The organism is Gilliamella sp. ESL0405, assembly GCF_019469205.1.
GTDB lineage: Bacteria > Pseudomonadota > Gammaproteobacteria > Enterobacterales > Orbaceae > Gilliamella.
Window position 1 is genome coordinate 96,725 of sequence record NZ_CP048265.1, and the last position, 18,576, is coordinate 115,300.

Consider the following 18,576-nt stretch of genomic DNA (forward strand, 5'->3'; position numbering starts at 1 on the left):
AATTTTTTTGCTTTTCCTGTCAGTCGACTTAATAGTAAAAGGAAACAATTTTAAAATGAGAATATTATTACTGATTCTATTGTCTTTGGCTAACATAGCATGTAGTCAAAAAATAGAAAATCAATCAGCAGTGACTCAAACAATCCCACATTTTGATGCTACGGTTTATCAACTTATTGACCTTTTTAATAAAAAGAATTTTAAAGAAATTAACCAATATATTAATAAAGATATAGGTCTTTTCATTGTATATAATGGAAGTACCAGCCCAACAATGAGAAGAATTGAACAATTTAAATCGAATAATAAAATAATTGAAAATACAATACCGTCTTGGGTAGACGATGAATTGCTAGGTTTTTCAATATCTGGCAATCCTAAAATACAATATGAACAATATCCTACATTTGATCCATGTAGTGAAAAAGTCACTAAACTAGGTCTGTATGCCAATTCAAAAGAAAAAAATATTGAGGCTTTAAAAATAGCGCTTGATTATTATCATTGGGAACTAAAACACTATCAATTTGAAAAAAATCCTGTTTGGGAGGAATATCAAGCCATTGCCGATATAATAGCCCCTAAAACAGTTAAAGTTGTTTATATAGAAAACTTTCCAGGTATAATACCGAATCATGAAAAAAATATTTTTATATTTTATCTAACCCAATTAGATAATAAATGGTATTTATCCATTCTAGATTTTTATACTATGGATTGCAGTGCATAAAATGCGTGGTAATAAAAAAATATATCGGCAAAAATTAGACTAAATTCCTATAATACCAAAGATAAAGATGATGAAAATGAAAATAAACCGCACTACCATAAAAATTAAAAACTATTTGATTAGTTTATTTTTAGCAATTTTTTTACCATTCGGTTGTAATGCCTACGAAAATCAATATATAGATACAAAATTTGTCTATGAAGCACAATATGATCGAAATAATGATTATTTTAAATCAAAAGAGTTAGACAAGCTTTTTAATCTTAATAATGAAGACTATATGCTTCCAGATACTTTTGGTCTTGATGCAGAGTTTTATTATGTTCGACCCATTGAAATTAAAGATAATCATAAAAATTTTTATATTCTCTTATATGATAAAAATGACATTTTAAGAGATGTGCTCCTCGTTGCTAATAAATATGTATATTCTATTGATGTTCGATTAGAAAATAATAAAAATGGAATTTGCTTGGGTACATTTGATGAAGAAAATGTTTTTTTTGAGATTGAAAAAATTTATGAAGTCACTAAGGAAGTAAAATTAAAACCTTTACCAATTGAAACCAAAATATTGGACTGCCCTATACCTGCTGATTACAATACTGAGGATAATATAGGAATGGAAGATTACTTCAAATATGGCGTATTACGCAATAGAAAATAATAGTTTTAAAAAAGAATTAGTTTTAAATAGTTTTATAGAAAATCAACATAAAAATCCTGAATAATGATATACCAATTTATTGCGACTAAATGATATATAATTATTCAGGATTTTTTTACTATGGATTGCCGTGCATAATATGCGTGATAATAAAAAAATATATTGGCAAAAATTGTTATTATTCAAAGTAACTTATCAATTAAAAATCCACCTAAAATAAAGAAGAAATAAATTCACTATTATCTGAAATCAGGTATATACTCTCCATAAATTCTGAAAACCGCACTCATATACTGCACTCGTTATTCTATACAAGCGTTTTTAAAGTACGGGGGAAACACTGTAAAAAATAAACAAGGAATATTGGCAATGAGATTGATAATAGTATGTTTCACCATCCTATTAATGATAGGTTGTAAGCAAATGGCGAATAGCCAACCGATTAATAAAAATAAAAAAGACCATTTTATTACCCAAATTATGCAAGCTCCGCTTGCCAGCCCGCCAATTGGTGATAAACATGTTTTATATCCTTTTGCCACACATTGGCAACATGCAGACACAGAAAATGAACGTTCGGGGAGTGAAAAAGCTTTTGATGAATTGGCCGGAAATTTAGATAAGCAGTCCCAATCAGAACAATCCTATAAGATTACTTTAACCCAAGAAAATTTAAAGCAGATTGTTCAGGATTCCTATGATATCCCATTTAATATCAACGATATTTTAAACCAGAAGATTACAGTTCATGTGGAAAAAATAGCCGGCTTTCCTCAGTTTGATCTGTTTCTACTCACCACCGAGAACCTTGAGTTAGAATGCAACCATTGCGAGTATGGAAATCATCTTGTTTTTCAATCCATTATATCTATCAGCTCTCATCAAATTGTGGATAGATTAGTAGCCACTTACGAATATGGAAATGATCTGAGTAGAGGCTATCGATTTTTCTATTATGATAATGGGAAAATAATTATTAGGAGATTTGGCAGTAATGAGACAGACAGTGCTGCTAAAGAAAAAAGAACATATCAACTCACCCCCCAAGGCAAATTCATCCGTTATTATGATACTAATGGTTCTTTTCAAAATACAGATCTTAATGTTACAGAGGAAGGTTTAGTTCAAAACCATACTCGCGAGGGGGTATGGATAGAGATAACAGGCAGTAAATATGCGCCTCTAGATATCGGTTATATTTATCTCGAATCGGAATATAAAAATGGTTTACTTGATGGTGTCCGGAAATGTTATCAATTAGACTATCAAAAGAAATTAGATGGTTCTAAGGATCTATCTTCTGCTAAAAAAGGCAAACTTTTGTACACAGAAACCTATAAAGACGGTGAGCTTGTCGAACGTAAATTTGTGGATAAAGAAATTGATGAATTGAATTAAAGATTGTGTAGTAAACAAATGATTATTATGCTTATCACCCTCATAAATATGAATGGTGGTAAGTAAACAATATTACCTCACGGCTATTGGCAGGAGGTAACAGAAGAGCAAGCTAAGTCATTATCTTGTTTAGTTAAATTTCTTTTACAACACTATAATTTAACAATAGATGATGTAAAATGTCACGAAGATTTATGTGCAAAAGATCCAAATGAAGGAAAAGATGTAAATAAAAAAATGATGAATTATTGGCATTAATTATATAAAAAAATTTAACAGTTTAAGCGTAAAATAATGAATAAATTTTTAATACTGATAACAAGCTTATTAATAATTTTCTCTTGTAAAGCGCAAGATGAGATTACCAATATTTCTAAGTCATGTCATGATTTAAAATTTCGAAATCTAATTTATTATCAAATGTGTTTAGATTGGAATTTAAGTGCAGACAATATTCTCGAAATTACTCAAAATAAGCACGAAGAGTACTTACCTGATGATGTTAATTTTGAACATTTCTATGGTTTTACCCCTGATGGTATCTATATTAAAGCTGAATTAACGAAAAATAATAAACTTTATGATATCCTGTTAGGTTCGCAGTCATGGTTTTTACTTACCGATAAGCACACTGAACAATCACAACTATATTCTTATCGAGATCCTAAAAATTCTCGATACTTTCTAGGGGACTTTGTCACCGAAGCATTAGTTGAACAACATCCTGAGTTAGAAGAACGCTACAAACAACATTATCAAACAGCAATTAACACTATTTCGCAATATCAACCAACTACCTTAAAAGATTTTAATGGTCATTATTTTTCCACTAATTTAACTGTTACTATTAGTGATACTAAGATTAAACTCAATACGCTTGATTATGATTTACCATTATTCCTAAAAGACGATGACAATATTTGCGCCTATCAAGGATTAGCAAAAGAACAAACACAAGGCGATTTTATCTTTACCCTGTTTATTAAGGATAAAAAATATTATTTTCAATCACCAGACTTTATGGATAATAAAATGATTGAAGTTTATAAAAGAGATTAAAAATGAAGAAACATATCCTTCTTTTTCTGTTTTTTATGCTAATTATCATCGGTAGTTCAAATGGCAGTACGAAAAATACCGCCATTCAACATACTTTGCCTTTTACATCTGATGGGTTAAAGAAATTTTATTCTTATGATGAAAATACGGGTACTTATAAAATAAATGCTCAATTTTTGGAAAAAAAGAATTTACCCAATTAGAAAAAAATATTAAGCCTAAAAATTTTCATGATTATTATTCAATATCAAAATATTATTACCCTGTGTTAGACGTTTCAATTGGTTTACATAGAGTTACAGGGATTATATACGAAGGATGGGTTGAGTCAGAATATCCCTGTTTATTTTTTTTAAATAAACAGTTATGATCATGCAGGAAATAGGATTGATGCTTTATTAATAGACAATAGATTCACATTTGAAGTCACCTACTGGAATGATTTTGCCATTGATAAAGATGGAAATATATTCATTCAAGAATTTTCTAAAAATGAGGTTTTAATTGATGATAGAGGAAATATTATCAAACACGCCACAGTACCTAAAATAGAATCACATTTATTAAAATTTAAAATAAATAAAAATGGCAATTTTGAATCGATCCATTAAATAGTAAATACAATCATTTGGATGAAAAAAACCTAAAAAAATTTTAATTATGAGCAATTTTAAAAAGAATTTAAATTTACTATTTGCAATAGTATTCATTTCATGTTCATGCAATAAAAGTTTTGCAGACGAAAATGAACATGATTTTAATAAAACTTTATCAACTGATAGTGCTTCATGTCAAAAACCTATAATAGAGTATTTTCCAAATGGAAAATTAAAATTATCAGGATGTCAAGGAAGTTATAATGGTACAGGAATCCAAGTTGGGTTATGGAAAAAATATAATGAAAAAGGCGAATTGATAGAAACTACATATTACCACCCCGACGAGTTCGGTAAAGACTACAAAATCATTACGCAATATGAAAGAAATAAAATAATATCTAAAAAAATATACAACTTTGATGATTTGTACGAAGTCGAGTTAAAAGAACTTTCAACTATACCTAAATAATAATTCAATGCTTGGATATTAGTCCAATCAATAGATTAATCTTAATATAAAAGCATGATAAAAAATAACAATGTAGATTGGAAATAATGAATAAATTTTTAATACTTTTAATTAGGTTTCGTAACTTCTCCAAAAGAACTAATGAAAGTTATTTATTCCATTTACATACACCCGAAGGCTCTGACGCTTTAGAGGTGACAAGATAGATTAGTGATGAACAAAATGAGCATTTTTGCTTACCCGCATTTGAACCCGAAAAAACATAATATATTGACTTATAATTAAATAGAGATATATCGATATGAGATAAAGTGGAAAGTTGGCTCCTCCAACTGGACTTGAACCAGTGACATACGGATTAACAGTCCGCCGTTCTACCGACTGAACTATGGAGGAACCGAAATGTAGCGCGCATATTATAGATTTTATGGCGCTATGTCAATAGTTAAATTATTTTAAATTGTTATTCAGTTTTTTATTACCTCCATTTATTAGCATTCAAGTGTTAGGATTGTCTTGAATAATTCCTTTTGTCTTAATAACTGTTGTGGATGAGAACCAAGCTCACCTTGCGGAATGGTTTGCTTAAGATTTCGGTAATAATCGATCCAATAAGGTATAAACTGATCTGTGGTTAAATCTTTAAAATTCATTGGATATAATTGAAAATAATCTTCGCCCGTTTGATGCCTAAAGGCATAAGTTATTAGTTCACTACAGTAAAAACCTTTGGCATTAGCATCAAAACTATCGTTATAAGGGAAGCCTATACAAGCTTTGATACGCATTAATGCGTTTTTTATCACTAATTGGTTATTAATGGTACCAATTATATTGTATCTACCAGCAGTCAAAAATCGGTTAAGTGTATTTTTAATTACGCCTTTTTTAGGTATGGCTTCAATGACAATATTTTGACCAATATATAATCCTACATGATTTATTTTATTCATCAATTCATTGTCATTGGGCGCTGAACCACTATAGCTAACCGCACCATTAAATGTATTCTCTTCCCTTAAATACTGGAAGAGAATATCACCGCACTTAATATTATTGTTTTTTAGCACGATAACGCCAAAGTGAAAACATTGTAAAGGTCGCAATAATAAATTTTAATGCATCAACCCCTACAAATGGTAGATATCCCACTTTAAATGCTTCTACAAAGCTAATATGTAAATAGCCCATTAAATACACCACCCCAAATACGAAAAGCAATTGATGTGCGCATGCAAAGGCAATTAAGCCCAGAATAAAGTGGCGGTCATAGCCTTTTTCTGCTGCATATCCGGCTAGATAAGCGCTAAACACATAGCCATATAAATAACCTGCCGAAGGTGATGCCAGAGCCATAATACCACCGCTACCATTGGCGAATAATGGTAATCCTATCGCACCTAAAAGTAGATATTGCAGTATGGCTAATGCACCTAATTTACGGCCTAAAAAAGCGCCAATAAGCAGTACTGCTAACGATTGTAAAGTAAACGGAACCGGGTAAGTAGGAATGCTAATATTGGCTGCCAGCCCTAACAGTAGTGCCGCACTGGTGGTGGTAAGTAGCTTACGTTGCCAGGTAGATAAGTTAACCAGCGTTGTGATAAAAGTAGGGTAATAAGTTGTCATTTGTTGCTTCATTATTTTTTACCTTTGATACATGATTAATCTGGTCATAATAAAGCATTATTGATTATTGTAAACAATTTTCTATAAAAATAGTTTACAACTGAACTGGAAATAATGTTAGCTATCACCCTAATAATCAGTGATAGCATAGCGCCATTTGAGATTAAACTAAGAATGGATTATTGAGTCGTTCATGTCCAAAGCTAGACATCGGGCCATGTCCGGGTACGAAAATAAAATCATCGCCAAGTGGCAGTAATTTGTGAGTAATTGATGAAATTAAATCTGCGTGATTGCCCCTAGGAAAATCTGTTCGCCCTATACTGCCATTAAATAACACATCACCCACAAAGGCTATTTTATCCGGATGATTGATAAACACGATATGGCCGGGCGTATGACCGGGGCAGAAAAGTACATCAAGCGAGATGTTGCCAACTTGAATTTTGTCACCTTCTTTTAGCCAACGATCGGGTAAAAAAGGGTTAATGAAGGGGAAACCAAATTGTATGCATTGCTCAGGTAAAGACGTAAACAAAAATTCATCTTCTTGTTGAGAGCCAATAATGTTGACATCATAATGATTAGCTAATTCAACAGCCGCTCCGACATGATCTAAGTGGCCATGGGTTAATAAAATTTGTTTAATATTTACGCCTAACTTTTCAACCGCTTTTTTGAGTAATTCCGGCTCACCACCAGGATCAACAAAGGCCGCTTCCATTGTTTGATCACACCAAATAATGCTGCAATTTTCTTGAAAAGCCGTCACCGGAATAATTTGGTACTGAAACATACATTTATCTCCTTGTTTCTTGATGATGAGCGGTTAAGTTTTTTCCGTCTTGTTTTGTGAGTTGAGCAAATATTATACTGGATAATACAGTCACGACACCTAGTATAACAAATGTTAATTGAAAAGCGTGAATTGTGCTGGTTGAACGGCTTATCAATCTTACCAAGACAGCACCTAAACCGGTGCCAAAACTGATTGCTAATTGTTGATTAACGGCCATAAGGCTATTACCGCTACTGGTTGATTCTCCTTGTAAATCCGCTAATGTGATGCTGTTCATTGCGGTATATTGCATGGAATTAACACCACCAATACAAAAAAGCAGTAGGCCAATAAATATTAATGGTGTTGAAGCGTTGAGTTCTGACATTAAAATTATTAACAGGCCGGCTAAAATAGTATTTGTAATTAGTACAAAACGATAGCCTAATCGACCTAAAACATGTGGGATAAATATTCTGGTGCAGATTGAGGCAACCGCCATAGGCACCAACATGATACCGGCAAATATAGCGGAATAACCAAAGCCGACTTGTAATAGCAGTGGGATAAGGAATGGCACGCCGGAAATGCCTAATCGACAAATTAGGTTGCCTATAATGCCTATTTTGAAGGTACGGATGTTAAAAAGTGTTAATGGAAATAATGGCGCTTGTTTGTTTTTCGCATAATAACGATAAATGATTAAAAATATTATACTGACAACGGCAAGAATTAACGAAATGTAAGCAGGTTGACCTTCATTTAATAACTCGACCCCTAACGTTGCGCTGATAAAAGTGATAACAATAAAGATAAAGCCAAGCAAGTCAAAAGGCATGCGCTCACCTTTTATATTAGGCATGTATTTCCAGCTTATTATTACACCTAAAACACCAATGGGAATGTTAATAAAAAAGACCCAATGCCAACTAACCATATCGACTAAATAGCCACCTAAAACAGGACCAACAACCGGCCCGACTAGACCGGGAATCGTTGCGGTATTTAACGCCGCTAAAAATTCGCTACGCTTGAATGCTTTGATTAATACTAAACGAGATACCGGCACCATCATCGAACCGCCAATACCTTGAATAACTCGAGATATATCCAGAAAAATTAATGAGTTGGATAATGCGCATAGCAATGAGCCAAAGGTAAAGAGCGTTACTGCCATGACAAAAATATTTCTTGTACCAAATTTATCGGATAAAAACCCACTGACCGGAATAAATAAGGCAAGGGTTAATGCATAACAAATCACAGCGGATTGCATATTCAATGGCGATTGATTTAAATCTGTTGCCATAGTCGGCAATGCTGTGTTTAAAATGGAGGTATCGAGCGACTGCATAAAAAAAGCAAAAGCTGCAATCCAAGGTAAAATTCGATACACAAACGGTGGTAACTGTAATTCGCTATTCATTTTTGTTTAGCCTAAATTTGATTTGATATGCCGGGTGTAGGGATTGGAAGCAATCCCCGAAAATGAGCTCTCCAGTTTTGTTTAGGTAAACTTTGGAGAGCAGTTAAAAATCATTTTACAACAATATAAATTAATTGTTGGCTTTTTTCTTATTTTTAACAGGTTTGCCTTGCCAATAGCCAGCAAGTAGGGATCCGGAAATATTGTGCCAAACTGAAAATATTGCAGCAGGTAGTGCGGATAGTGCTGAAAAATAGGTTGTGCCAAGTGTTGCTGCTAAGGCTGAATTTTGCATGCCGACTTCCAGCGACATCGTTCGGCAGGTTGATTCATCAAAGCCAAATAAACGTCCGCCCCAGTATCCGCCAATGAGACCTAAACCATTATGAATAATAACGGCAAACATAACGGTACAGCCAACTTGACCAATTTGCGCATGACTACCTGCAACTACAATACAAATAATAAGTAATATGCAGATCATCGACATTAAAGGTAAAAATCGCTCACATTTTTTTACGACAGGATTAAGGAAATGGTGAACAAGTAAGCCTAGCATTATAGGAATAAGAACGATTTGGACAATATGCACCAACATACCCCAAACCGGCACTTCAACGGTTGTCCCGACGAGTAAAAGTGTCAAAATAGGGGTAACTACAACGCCGACAAGTGTTGAAACAGAAGAAATGGTAATAGATAACGCCACATCGCCTTTAGCCAGATAGATCATTACATTTGATGCCGTTCCGCTTGCCACGCTACCAACCAGCACCATACCGACTAATAACTCAGGTCGCATGGTAAAGAGTTTAGATAAAATCAAGGCAGTTAATGGCATGACGATATAGTGCAAGAGCGTACATATCACCACCGCTTTGGGTTTGGTTACCACCCGTTTAAAATCATCAATACTTAACGTAACGCCCATTGTGAACATCACAAACATTAAAAGTTGTGAAGTATGGGGCCTCACAGGCATAAAAGTATCAGGGAAAAAATAGGCGATAAATGCACAAACTATTGCCCATAAAGGGAATAGGCGTGTAAGTGATATTAGGGATTGAACAAACAGTTGATTATAACGTTTAGCCATAAGAATCTGCCTTGTGATTCATTGATATAACTTTATAAAAATTATAGAGTTATTTTAATCGTTATGTGGTCTTTTCATTTTATTGATTCTACTAAATAGCGTCAAGGTATTTGTTAATATCGTATTGCGTATTTGCTCAGCCGGCTCATTTCGAAGTTGGCAAAGAATATTAAACGTTTCAACAATATACTCCGGACGGTTTGCTTGCCCTTGTCGACCACTCAATGGCATATCGGGAGCGTCAGTTTCCAATACTAAACTCTCAAGAGGTAATTGGGCAATAGTGTTGCGGGTTTTATTCGCTCGGGCATAACTTATTACCCCACCCACGCCAATATAATAACCAATTTTGATCAATTGCATGGCTTGTTGATAACTACCGGAAAAACCATGAATAACGCCCCGACACGGTAAATCAGCTTGATGAAGTTCATGATAGATAATGTCATGGGTTTTACGAGAGTGCACTAATACCGGTAGATCACACTGTTTGGCAAGCGCTAGCTGTGCCCTAAAAAAAGATAATTGCTGTTGCCAATCAATAGTTTGATCATATTTATCTAAACCAATTTCACCAATTGCGACCAGCTTTTTAGGTTTTTGCTTAACAATATGGCCAAGCTGCTCAAGGTCGGCTTGTGTATGTTGGTAGATAGGGTGTAAGCCCAAAGCGGCATAAACTTCATCGTAATCGTTCGCCAGTTGCAATATGGTATTAAAATGATTAACCGATACCCCGGGTATGATTAAACCGACAATTTGGGCTTGACGCAATTGTCGGATTGAATCAGTTATATCATCAGTAAAAAGAGGAAAATCGAAATGGCAATGTGTGTCAATAAACATTTAGCCTCCTATTATTCAATTACTTGATGTTGTAATATTGGCAATAAAAATCGCTGAGCTAAAAGGGTAATTTGTTCAATTAAATCATCGGTTAATTCCGGATAGATACGAGCATAGTACTGGTCACACTCTGCAAAATGGTATAAACCGCCTTGCCAGGTGCTAAGTAATTGATTGTTAGCTTTTTCGCTCAGTTCTATTTCGCCAGTTTTGGGGTTATAAGCTGTAACCAACCAGCTCCATGCACTTTTCAATGGGAGTAATAAAGGCTGATTGATTCCCTGTAAATAGCCTTCGACAAGATCGGTTAAAAATGCTAAAGCTTTATTGGCATTTATATGCAAAAACCGCCACTCGGTATCTTCACGTCCATAAGCACGGCTTTGGCTATCGACGTTATCGGGATTTAAAATACAATACAGTAGGTGATCTATCCATAAGGCAATCCCTTCACGGATGGAAAGTTTAGACGGGCGCCAAGTAAAAATACCGTCAGATTGGATATGGGTTAACCAGCCTTGTAATGGATAGTGTTGTTGGTTAATCGCAATGACTAAATTGACTTCTAAGGTTGATGTGCTAAGCTGCTCTTGCATAATTTTATTTGCTAACGGTTGCAAAGCTTCATACTGTTCATGATAGATTATTTCACCAAATGCACCGTCGGGTAGTTCACCGGTTAAGGCTAAGCGTGAATAAACGTTATCAGTAGCGCTACGCTCTGGATCAATTAATTGATTTAAAATTTGGGCATTTAATTGATAACGTTGAAAATTGTCGAGATTGAAATTTTCAGCATCCGGTAACGTATCATCTAAATAGTTAACATAAAAATTAAATCGCTTTTGTAGAAAAAAGCGGATTGAATGTTGATAAAATCGTTTAAGTTCATCAACATGAATATTATCGACAGTGATTTTCGGTATATCGCTAATAAATGACTGACTTTGACCTTTATTTGATGCAGCCGGTAACCATTCATCTGCATAGCTTTTAAAATCGCTCTGAAAATTTTGCGGATTAAATGGGGTGCGCGTGTGCATAACACGTAAAATATTAGCTGTTTTGGATATTGAATCTAATTTATCCTCAGAATTATCAGCATAATACTGGTTTATATAGTCCCAAAGTTCATCGACTAATACCGAAGGATAACGCTCTGTGTCATCTTTCATATCTCGCCCGATATAGCTAATATATAACTGATTTTGTGCCGATAATATTGCTTCTAAAAATAGATAACGATCATCAGTTCGTCGACTTCGATCGCCTCGTCTTGGGTGCTGTGCAATTAAATCAAAATCGAGTGGAAGCGAGGTTCTTGGATAATCACCATCATTCATGCCTAATAAACAAACTACTTTAAATGGAATAGATCGCATTGGCATCATGGTGCAAAAATTAATTTTACCCACTAAAAAGCGATGAGCTAAGTGATTTTGTTCTAAGCGAGATTGCATGGCGTCGTGCAAAATCGTAATGGAGATATTATCGGTAAAATTAGCCTGTAAACCGCTGGTTATCAGTTTTTGCCACTCATCTTGAATCATTAATAAAATTGTTTCTCGTTGGCCATTACTAATAAAAAAGTCATTAATAAGCTCAACGCAGCAGCTTTGCCACTCAATTAATGGTTTGTTTTCATTGAGGATGACTAACCATTTTTGTACTACGCTAATAAATTCAGCTAATTGACCAATCAATTCTGCATCTAAACCGGTTGCGCCGTCATAGGGTAAAATTTGTTGCCAGCCGCCTTGTTCACTACTCATAGTATAACCAAGTAACAATCGTTCCAGACCGAATAACCAGCTATGTGCATTTGCAAGCCCGAAGCGAATTCCTGATTCGATGATCCAAGTGCGCAACAGCGTCAGTTGTGATTCATTTATAGCAAATTTTTCGGCAATGGCGGGTATTTCCAGTAAATTAAATAGCTCTTCAGCGGTAAATCGGCTTTGTGGGAAATTTAAAATAGCAAAGAAACCTTGAACAATGGGATCAATATTCCGGGCTTTTTGATCTGAAATCGTAAAAGGTAAATAACGTTGCTTATCGGCATTAGCAAAAACAGCTTGAATATAAGGGACATATTTATCAATATCTGAAACCATAACAATACAGTCACGTAACTCAAGTGTTGGATCGGCGTCGAATGCTGAAAGTAGATAGTCATAAAGTACTTCAACTTCACGTTGTTGGCTGTGACAAGCATGAAATGTTATCGATTTATCTGACTTATTAATTTCCCGATTAATTTGCTCACTTTGATAAAGTTCTAAAATATCTTGTTGAATAGCATGTAACAGGCTGTTGCGATCATGATCAACATAGACATCGATATCTTGTTTATTCTCAAATTCCTGTAATAAATAAAGGTTATCACGCCCCAATTTTCCCCATGAGGTGAGTAATGCATTGGGGATTTTATCTGGGGTGGTTAAGGTCTCTGATAACTGTTTTTCGACAATATCGCCCCAATACCATTTGCAAGGGTTGTTGAACATTAGATGTACATCAATATGTTGTCCAAGTGCCGAAAGTAAAGAGAGATATATTGGCGGTAATGAGGTGATACCAAAGATAAAAATGCGTTTAGGTAGCGGAGCTAATTTTGAACGGTCAAAGCTATCATCTAATAAGATTTCAAGCATCTGTTGATAAATATTTGCCCGATGATAAGGCTGACTAATTGCAATCAACTCTCGCCACAATTGCGCTTGCCATATTTCATCGGGATGATGATTTAATTCATTTACTGTTTGGTTCAATTCCCATTTTGCCAGCCAGTCGGGGCGATATACTAAGTACTGGTCAAATAAACGAGCAACTCGAGTTGCAAGCTGATAAAGCTTTTTTTCGGATTGATCAATATTGAGATAATTTTTTAGTGCACTAAATTCTGATCTCTCAATCAGCTTTGGTATTAAATAATATAAACGCCAAGTCATCGCTTCCGGATTGAAGCTATTTTCCAATGGCGCATCGGGTAACAATGTTTGATAAACTTGCCAAATAAAATCAGTTGGGAAAGGAAACGCCACATTGGCAACGATGCCAAGTGCATCGGCAAGTTCAATTTGTAACCATTGCGCCATTCCTTGACTTTGTACCATAACAACATCCGGCGTAAATACGTCTTGTAGTGGTTGCCTTTGCATCAATTCACTTACGAGTGATTTGAGTAGATCGACTTGATTTGAATGGTAAATGGTGAACATAGTTGCTTTTATGTCGAGAAAGTTACTAAAATTATCGCTGATAGCGAATAATAAATCCAGTATCCTATTATTATAAATATTCGATTATGTATCTGCAGTGCGTTTGAATGCGATTTTTACTATGAAACTGTTTATGCGGTTAACTTCGATTATTTATCGGAATTAAAAATCAATTTTGGCAAATGAGTCAGGCAATGTTATTAAAATAGCCTGTATTATCATTTTTTTGCTATGTGAGTTTTTAGATGTAGCGATTTATGCTTTACAGATTGATGAACGTAACGCTATAACAAAATAAAAAGGTTACTAAATTTGCTTTGGTAACCTTTTTTATTTTGGTAACTAAGTTATTGACCAATACGGCGGGTTAATTCAATAACTCGCATTTTCGCCAATGCTTTTGATAGTTCGGCAGATGCTTGGGCAAATGACATGTCATCACTTGGGTGATTAATGTGCTCTTGGGCTTGTCTAACTGCTTCTTGTGCTCTGGCTTCGTCTAAGTCTTCGCCTCGAATAGCAGTATCAGCGAGAATTGTCACTATATTCGGTTGAACTTCTAAGATGCCACCAGATAAATAGATAAATTCTTCTTCACCATCTGCTTTCACAATGCCTACCATACCCGGTTTAATGGTGGTAAGTAGGGGAGTATGACCCGGATAGATTCCTAGTTCACCTTCTCGCCCTGTGACTCTGATTCGCTGAACATCACCTGAAAATAGGTGAGATTCAGCACTAACAACTTCTAATTGATAGGAAGTTAGTGCCATAATACTCTCTCCGTTCAATGAATCTCTTACAGAGATTTCGCCTTCTCAATCGCTTCATCAATTGAACCAACCATATAAAATGCCTGTTCAGGTATATGGTCATAATCACCGTTCATGATGCCAGTAAATGCACTAATTGTGTCTTTTAATGGCACATATTTACCTGGCGAACCGGTAAAGACTTCTGCCACGAAGAATGGTTGTGATAAGAAGCGTTGAATCTTACGAGCACGGGCAACGGTCAATTTATCATCTTCTGATAGTTCATCCATACCAAGAATAGCGATAATATCTTTTAATTCTTGATAACGTTGAAGAATTGACTGAACGCCACGAGCACAATCATAATGTTCTTGACCAACAACAAGTGGATCTAATTGACGACTTGTTGAGTCAAGAGGGTCAACCGCCGGGTAAATACCTAATGATGCGATTTGACGACTTAATACGATTGTTGCATCTAAGTGAGCAAAGGTTGTTGCTGGCGATGGGTCAGTTAAGTCATCGGCAGGTACATATACCGCTTGAATTGAAGTGATTGAACCGGTTTTGGTTGAAGTGATACGTTCTTGTAGTAAGCCCATTTCTTCAGCTAAGGTTGGTTGGTAACCTACCGCAGATGGCATACGACCTAATAGCGCAGACACTTCAGTACCGGCTAGGGTATAACGATAAATATTATCGATGAATAATAATACGTCTTTACCTTCATCACGGAATTTTTCAGCCATGGTTAAACCAGTTAACGCAACACGTAAACGGTTTCCTGGTGGCTCATTCATCTGACCGTAAACTAATGATACTTTATCAAGTACGTTTGATTCTTTCATTTCGTGATAGAAGTCATTACCTTCACGAGTACGCTCACCTACACCGGTAAATACTGAATAACCAGAGTGCTCGATAGCGATGTTACGGATTAACTCCATCATGTTAACGGTTTTACCAACACCTGCACCACCGAATAGACCGACTTTACCACCTTTAGCAAATGGACAAATTAAGTCGATAACTTTAATACCGGTTTCAAGTAATTCAGTTGAGTTGGCAAGTTCTTCATAAGTTGGTGCAGCACGGTGGATCGCCCAACGCTCTTCTTCACCAATTGGGCCTGCTTTATCAACAGGATCACCAAGTACATTCATAATACGACCTAGCGTTTTAGTACCTACCGGTACTTCAATGCCGTGGCCAGTGTTTACGACGTTAAGTCCACGTCTTAAACCATCAGATGAGCCCATTGCGATACAACAAACAACGCCACCACCTAATTGTTGCTGAACTTCCAGAACTAATTTTTCGGTGCCAGTTTCCACTTCTAATGCATCATATACCTTTGGTACTGCATCTTCTGGGAATTCGACATCAACCACCGCACCGATGATCTGGACAATCTTTCCAGTAGCCATTTTTAATCCTCTACGTCTTTTTCTTAACTGTAAGCCAATATTTAGCACTAACCTGAAACAGCGGCTGCACCGGATACAATATCAATTAATTCATTAGTGATCGCACCTTGACGTGCTTTGTTATACACTATTTGTAGTTCATTAATTAAGTTTGCACCGTTATCTGTTGCTGCTTTCATGGCCACCATTCTTGCTGCTTGTTCACTCGCTAAATTGTCAACCACTGCTTGATATACTTGTGATTCAATATAACGACGTAAAATCACATCTAATAATGATTTTGCATCTGGCTCATAAATATAATCCCATGATGAAGTTTTAAGTTCTTTATCTTCTGATGCAGGTAATGGTAACAACTGCTGTATTGTTGGCTTTTGCGACATGGTATTAATAAATTTGTTAGTAACAATATATAATTTATCAATTTTGCCGTTATCATATGCCTCAAGCATTGTTTTTACCGGACCGATTAAATCAGATAAAGTTGGTTCATCACCTAGATTGGTTACTTGGGTTAAGATGTTTGCTTTCACGGATGAAAAGAACGAAACCCCTCGTGAACCAATCAAAGCAAGATCTGCTTCAACGCCTTTTTTCTGCCATGCTGACATGTCAGCAATGACAGTTTTAAATAGATTGATATTTAAACCACCACACAAACCACGATCGGTTGAAATGATAAGATAGCCAACCCGTTTTACATCTCTTTCTTCTAAATAAGGATGTTTGGCGCCTATCTGAGCTAACGCTAAATGTCCAATTACTTCACGGATCATTTCAGCGTATGGACGACTAGCTGCCATTCTATCTTGCGTTTTACGCATTTTTGAATTGGCAACCATTTCCATTGCTTTAGTGATCTTTTGCGTACTTTGGATACTGGCAATTTTGGTTCTAATCTCTTTTGCATTAGCCATTTGTTACCTCGCCCTTACCAAGTTTGAGTTGATTTAAAGCTTTCAAGCATTGCTTTTAACTTACTTTCAATCTCATCATTGTAATTACCCGTTTCGTCAATTAGTTTGACAAAATCAGCATATTGACTGTGGGCATAAGCAAGAAGTGCTGTTTCAAATGATAATACTTTTGCAAGTTCAACATCTTCAAGATAACCACGTTCAGCGGCGTAAAGTACAATTGATTGTTCTGCAACAGTCATTGGAGCGTATTGCTTTTGTTTCAATAGTTCAGTTACTTTTTCACCATGACTTAATTGGTTTCTTGTTGCTTCATCTAAGTCTGATGCAAATTGCGAGAATGCCGCTAATTCACGATATTGTGCAAGTGCTGTACGAATACCGCCTGATAATTTTTTCATTATCTTCGTTTGCGCTGCGCCACCAACACGTGAAACCGAAATACCTGGGTTAACCGCAGGACGGATACCTGAGTTAAATAGGCTGGTTTCAAGGAAGATCTGACCATCAGTAATCGAAATTACGTTGGTTGGTACGAACGCTGATACGTCACCGGCTTGAGTTTCGATAATTGGTAACGCAGTTAATGAACCGGTTTTACCTTTTACTTCACCTTTAGTGAATTCTTCAACATAAGCTTCGTTAACACGAGCTGCACGTTCAAGTAGACGTGAGTGAAGATAGAATACGTCACCAGGATAAGCTTCACGCCCAGGTGGACGACGGAGTAGTAATGAAATTTGACGATAAGCAACCGCTTGTTTAGATAAATCATCATAAACAATTAGCGCATCTTGACCACGGTCACGGAAGTATTCGCCCATGGCACAACCCGCGTAAGGCGCTAAGTATTGTAATGCTGCTGACTCAGAAGCTGAGGCCACAACTACAATGGTGTTTTTAAGTGCACCGTGCTCTTCAAGTTTACGCACTACGTTAGCAATAGTAGATTGTTTTTGACCGATTGCGACATAGATACATTTAACACCAGAATCACGTTGATTGATAATGGCGTCGATTGCTAATGCGGTTTTACCGGTTTGACGGTCACCGATGATAAGTTCACGCTGACCACGACCAATTGGAATCATTGAGTCAACGGCTTTATAACCTGTTTGTAGCGCTTGGTCAACAGATTGACGGTCGATAACACCCGGCGCAACCACTTCAACCGGTGAAAATCCGTCATGTTGAATTGAGCCTTTTCCGTCAATTGGTTCACCAAGAGTATTAATCACTCGACCTAATAAACCGTCACCGACTGGTACCTGTAAAATACGACCAGTACATTGGACTTTCATCCCTTCTGACAAGTCTTCGTATGGGCCCATAACGACCGCACCGACTGAATCTCGTTCAAGGTTTAATGCCATTGCATAACGGTTGCCTGGTAATGCAATCATTTCGCCTTGCATGACATCAGTTAATCCGTGGATTCGAAGAATACCATCACTAACAGAGATAATGGTTCCTTCATTGTGAGCATCACTCACAATATTGAACTGAGCTATCCGCTCTTTAATTAGTTCACTTATTTCAGTTGAATTTAGCTGCATTAT

17 protein-coding genes and 1 tRNA gene are annotated in these 18,576 nt (G+C 35.9%); 6 read left to right on the forward strand and 12 right to left on the reverse strand.

Features of this window, described 5'->3' with window-relative positions; translation table 11 throughout:
* The first annotated feature begins 55 nt into the window (after positions 1 to 55).
* The 6 genes from GYM74_RS00455 to GYM74_RS00480 all read left to right on the forward strand — a co-directional run bounded on the left by GYM74_RS00455 (position 56) and on the right by GYM74_RS00480 (position 4,922).
* Entirely contained in the window at positions 56 to 730 is a 675-nt protein-coding gene (locus GYM74_RS00455; protein ID WP_220218563.1) for a hypothetical protein, read from the forward strand.
* A 76-nt stretch (positions 731 to 806) separates the two neighbouring features.
* Positions 807 to 1,397, forward strand: a complete 591-nt coding sequence (locus GYM74_RS00460) for a hypothetical protein (RefSeq protein WP_220218564.1) — start codon at positions 807 to 809, stop codon at positions 1,395 to 1,397.
* A gap of 369 nt (positions 1,398 to 1,766) precedes the next feature.
* Positions 1,767 to 2,795, forward strand: a complete 1,029-nt coding sequence (locus GYM74_RS00465) for a hypothetical protein (RefSeq protein WP_220218565.1) — start codon at positions 1,767 to 1,769, stop codon at positions 2,793 to 2,795.
* A 294-nt stretch (positions 2,796 to 3,089) separates the two neighbouring features.
* Positions 3,090 to 3,854, forward strand: coding sequence for a hypothetical protein (locus tag GYM74_RS00470; protein ID WP_220218566.1), 765 nt, complete (start codon positions 3,090 to 3,092; stop codon positions 3,852 to 3,854).
* 2 nt (positions 3,855 to 3,856) lie between these two features.
* Complete coding sequence (locus GYM74_RS00475; protein WP_220218567.1) at positions 3,857 to 4,057, forward strand: hypothetical protein; 201 nt, start codon at positions 3,857 to 3,859, stop codon at positions 4,055 to 4,057.
* 457 nt (positions 4,058 to 4,514) lie between these two features.
* The gene (locus GYM74_RS00480) at positions 4,515 to 4,922 is read left to right on the forward strand and encodes a hypothetical protein (RefSeq protein ID WP_220218568.1); all 408 of its coding nucleotides are present in this window, start codon (positions 4,515 to 4,517) and stop codon (positions 4,920 to 4,922) included.
* 320 nt (positions 4,923 to 5,242) lie between these two features.
* Here the strand turns inward: GYM74_RS00480 and GYM74_RS00485 are convergent.
* The 12 genes from GYM74_RS00485 to atpA form a co-directional block, all read right to left on the reverse strand.
* Positions 5,243 to 5,318 (reverse strand) — tRNA-Asn (locus tag GYM74_RS00485).
* A gap of 95 nt (positions 5,319 to 5,413) precedes the next feature.
* Positions 5,414 to 5,992, reverse strand: coding sequence for a YiiX/YebB-like N1pC/P60 family cysteine hydrolase (locus GYM74_RS00490; protein ID WP_220218569.1), 579 nt, complete (start codon positions 5,990 to 5,992; stop codon positions 5,414 to 5,416).
* Positions 5,976 to 6,563, reverse strand: coding sequence for a biotin transporter BioY (locus GYM74_RS00495; protein WP_220218570.1), 588 nt, complete (start codon positions 6,561 to 6,563; stop codon positions 5,976 to 5,978). Before GYM74_RS00495 ends, GYM74_RS00490 begins: the two co-directional genes overlap by 17 nt.
* 151 nt (positions 6,564 to 6,714) lie before the next feature.
* Entirely contained in the window at positions 6,715 to 7,347 is a 633-nt protein-coding gene (locus GYM74_RS00500; protein WP_220218571.1) for an MBL fold metallo-hydrolase, read from the reverse strand.
* A 4-nt stretch (positions 7,348 to 7,351) separates the two neighbouring features.
* Complete coding sequence (locus GYM74_RS00505; protein ID WP_220218572.1) at positions 7,352 to 8,755, reverse strand: DHA2 family efflux MFS transporter permease subunit; 1,404 nt, start codon at positions 8,753 to 8,755, stop codon at positions 7,352 to 7,354.
* 130 nt (positions 8,756 to 8,885) lie between these two features.
* Entirely contained in the window at positions 8,886 to 9,851 is a 966-nt protein-coding gene (locus tag GYM74_RS00510; RefSeq protein WP_220218573.1) for a bile acid:sodium symporter family protein, read from the reverse strand.
* Positions 9,852 to 9,905: 54 nt separating this feature from the next.
* Positions 9,906 to 10,697 (reverse strand): TatD family hydrolase, encoded by a 792-nt coding sequence (locus GYM74_RS00515; RefSeq protein ID WP_220218574.1) that lies wholly within the window; start codon positions 10,695 to 10,697, stop codon positions 9,906 to 9,908.
* A gap of 11 nt (positions 10,698 to 10,708) precedes the next feature.
* Complete coding sequence (recC, locus tag GYM74_RS00520) at positions 10,709 to 13,918, reverse strand: exodeoxyribonuclease V subunit gamma (protein WP_220218575.1); 3,210 nt, start codon at positions 13,916 to 13,918, stop codon at positions 10,709 to 10,711.
* 347 nt (positions 13,919 to 14,265) lie between these two features.
* Complete coding sequence (locus GYM74_RS00525) at positions 14,266 to 14,691, reverse strand: F0F1 ATP synthase subunit epsilon (protein ID WP_220218576.1); 426 nt, start codon at positions 14,689 to 14,691, stop codon at positions 14,266 to 14,268.
* A gap of 26 nt (positions 14,692 to 14,717) precedes the next feature.
* Positions 14,718 to 16,100: a F0F1 ATP synthase subunit beta gene (atpD, locus tag GYM74_RS00530; protein WP_220218577.1), complete on the reverse strand. Its 1,383-nt coding sequence runs from the start codon at positions 16,098 to 16,100 to the stop codon at positions 14,718 to 14,720.
* A gap of 47 nt (positions 16,101 to 16,147) precedes the next feature.
* Positions 16,148 to 17,017 (reverse strand): F0F1 ATP synthase subunit gamma, encoded by an 870-nt coding sequence (gene atpG / locus GYM74_RS00535; RefSeq protein WP_220218578.1) that lies wholly within the window; start codon positions 17,015 to 17,017, stop codon positions 16,148 to 16,150.
* A 14-nt stretch (positions 17,018 to 17,031) separates the two neighbouring features.
* Positions 17,032 to 18,573 (reverse strand): F0F1 ATP synthase subunit alpha, encoded by a 1,542-nt coding sequence (gene atpA, locus GYM74_RS00540; RefSeq protein WP_220218579.1) that lies wholly within the window; start codon positions 18,571 to 18,573, stop codon positions 17,032 to 17,034.
* Positions 18,574 to 18,576: the final 3 nt, after the last annotated feature.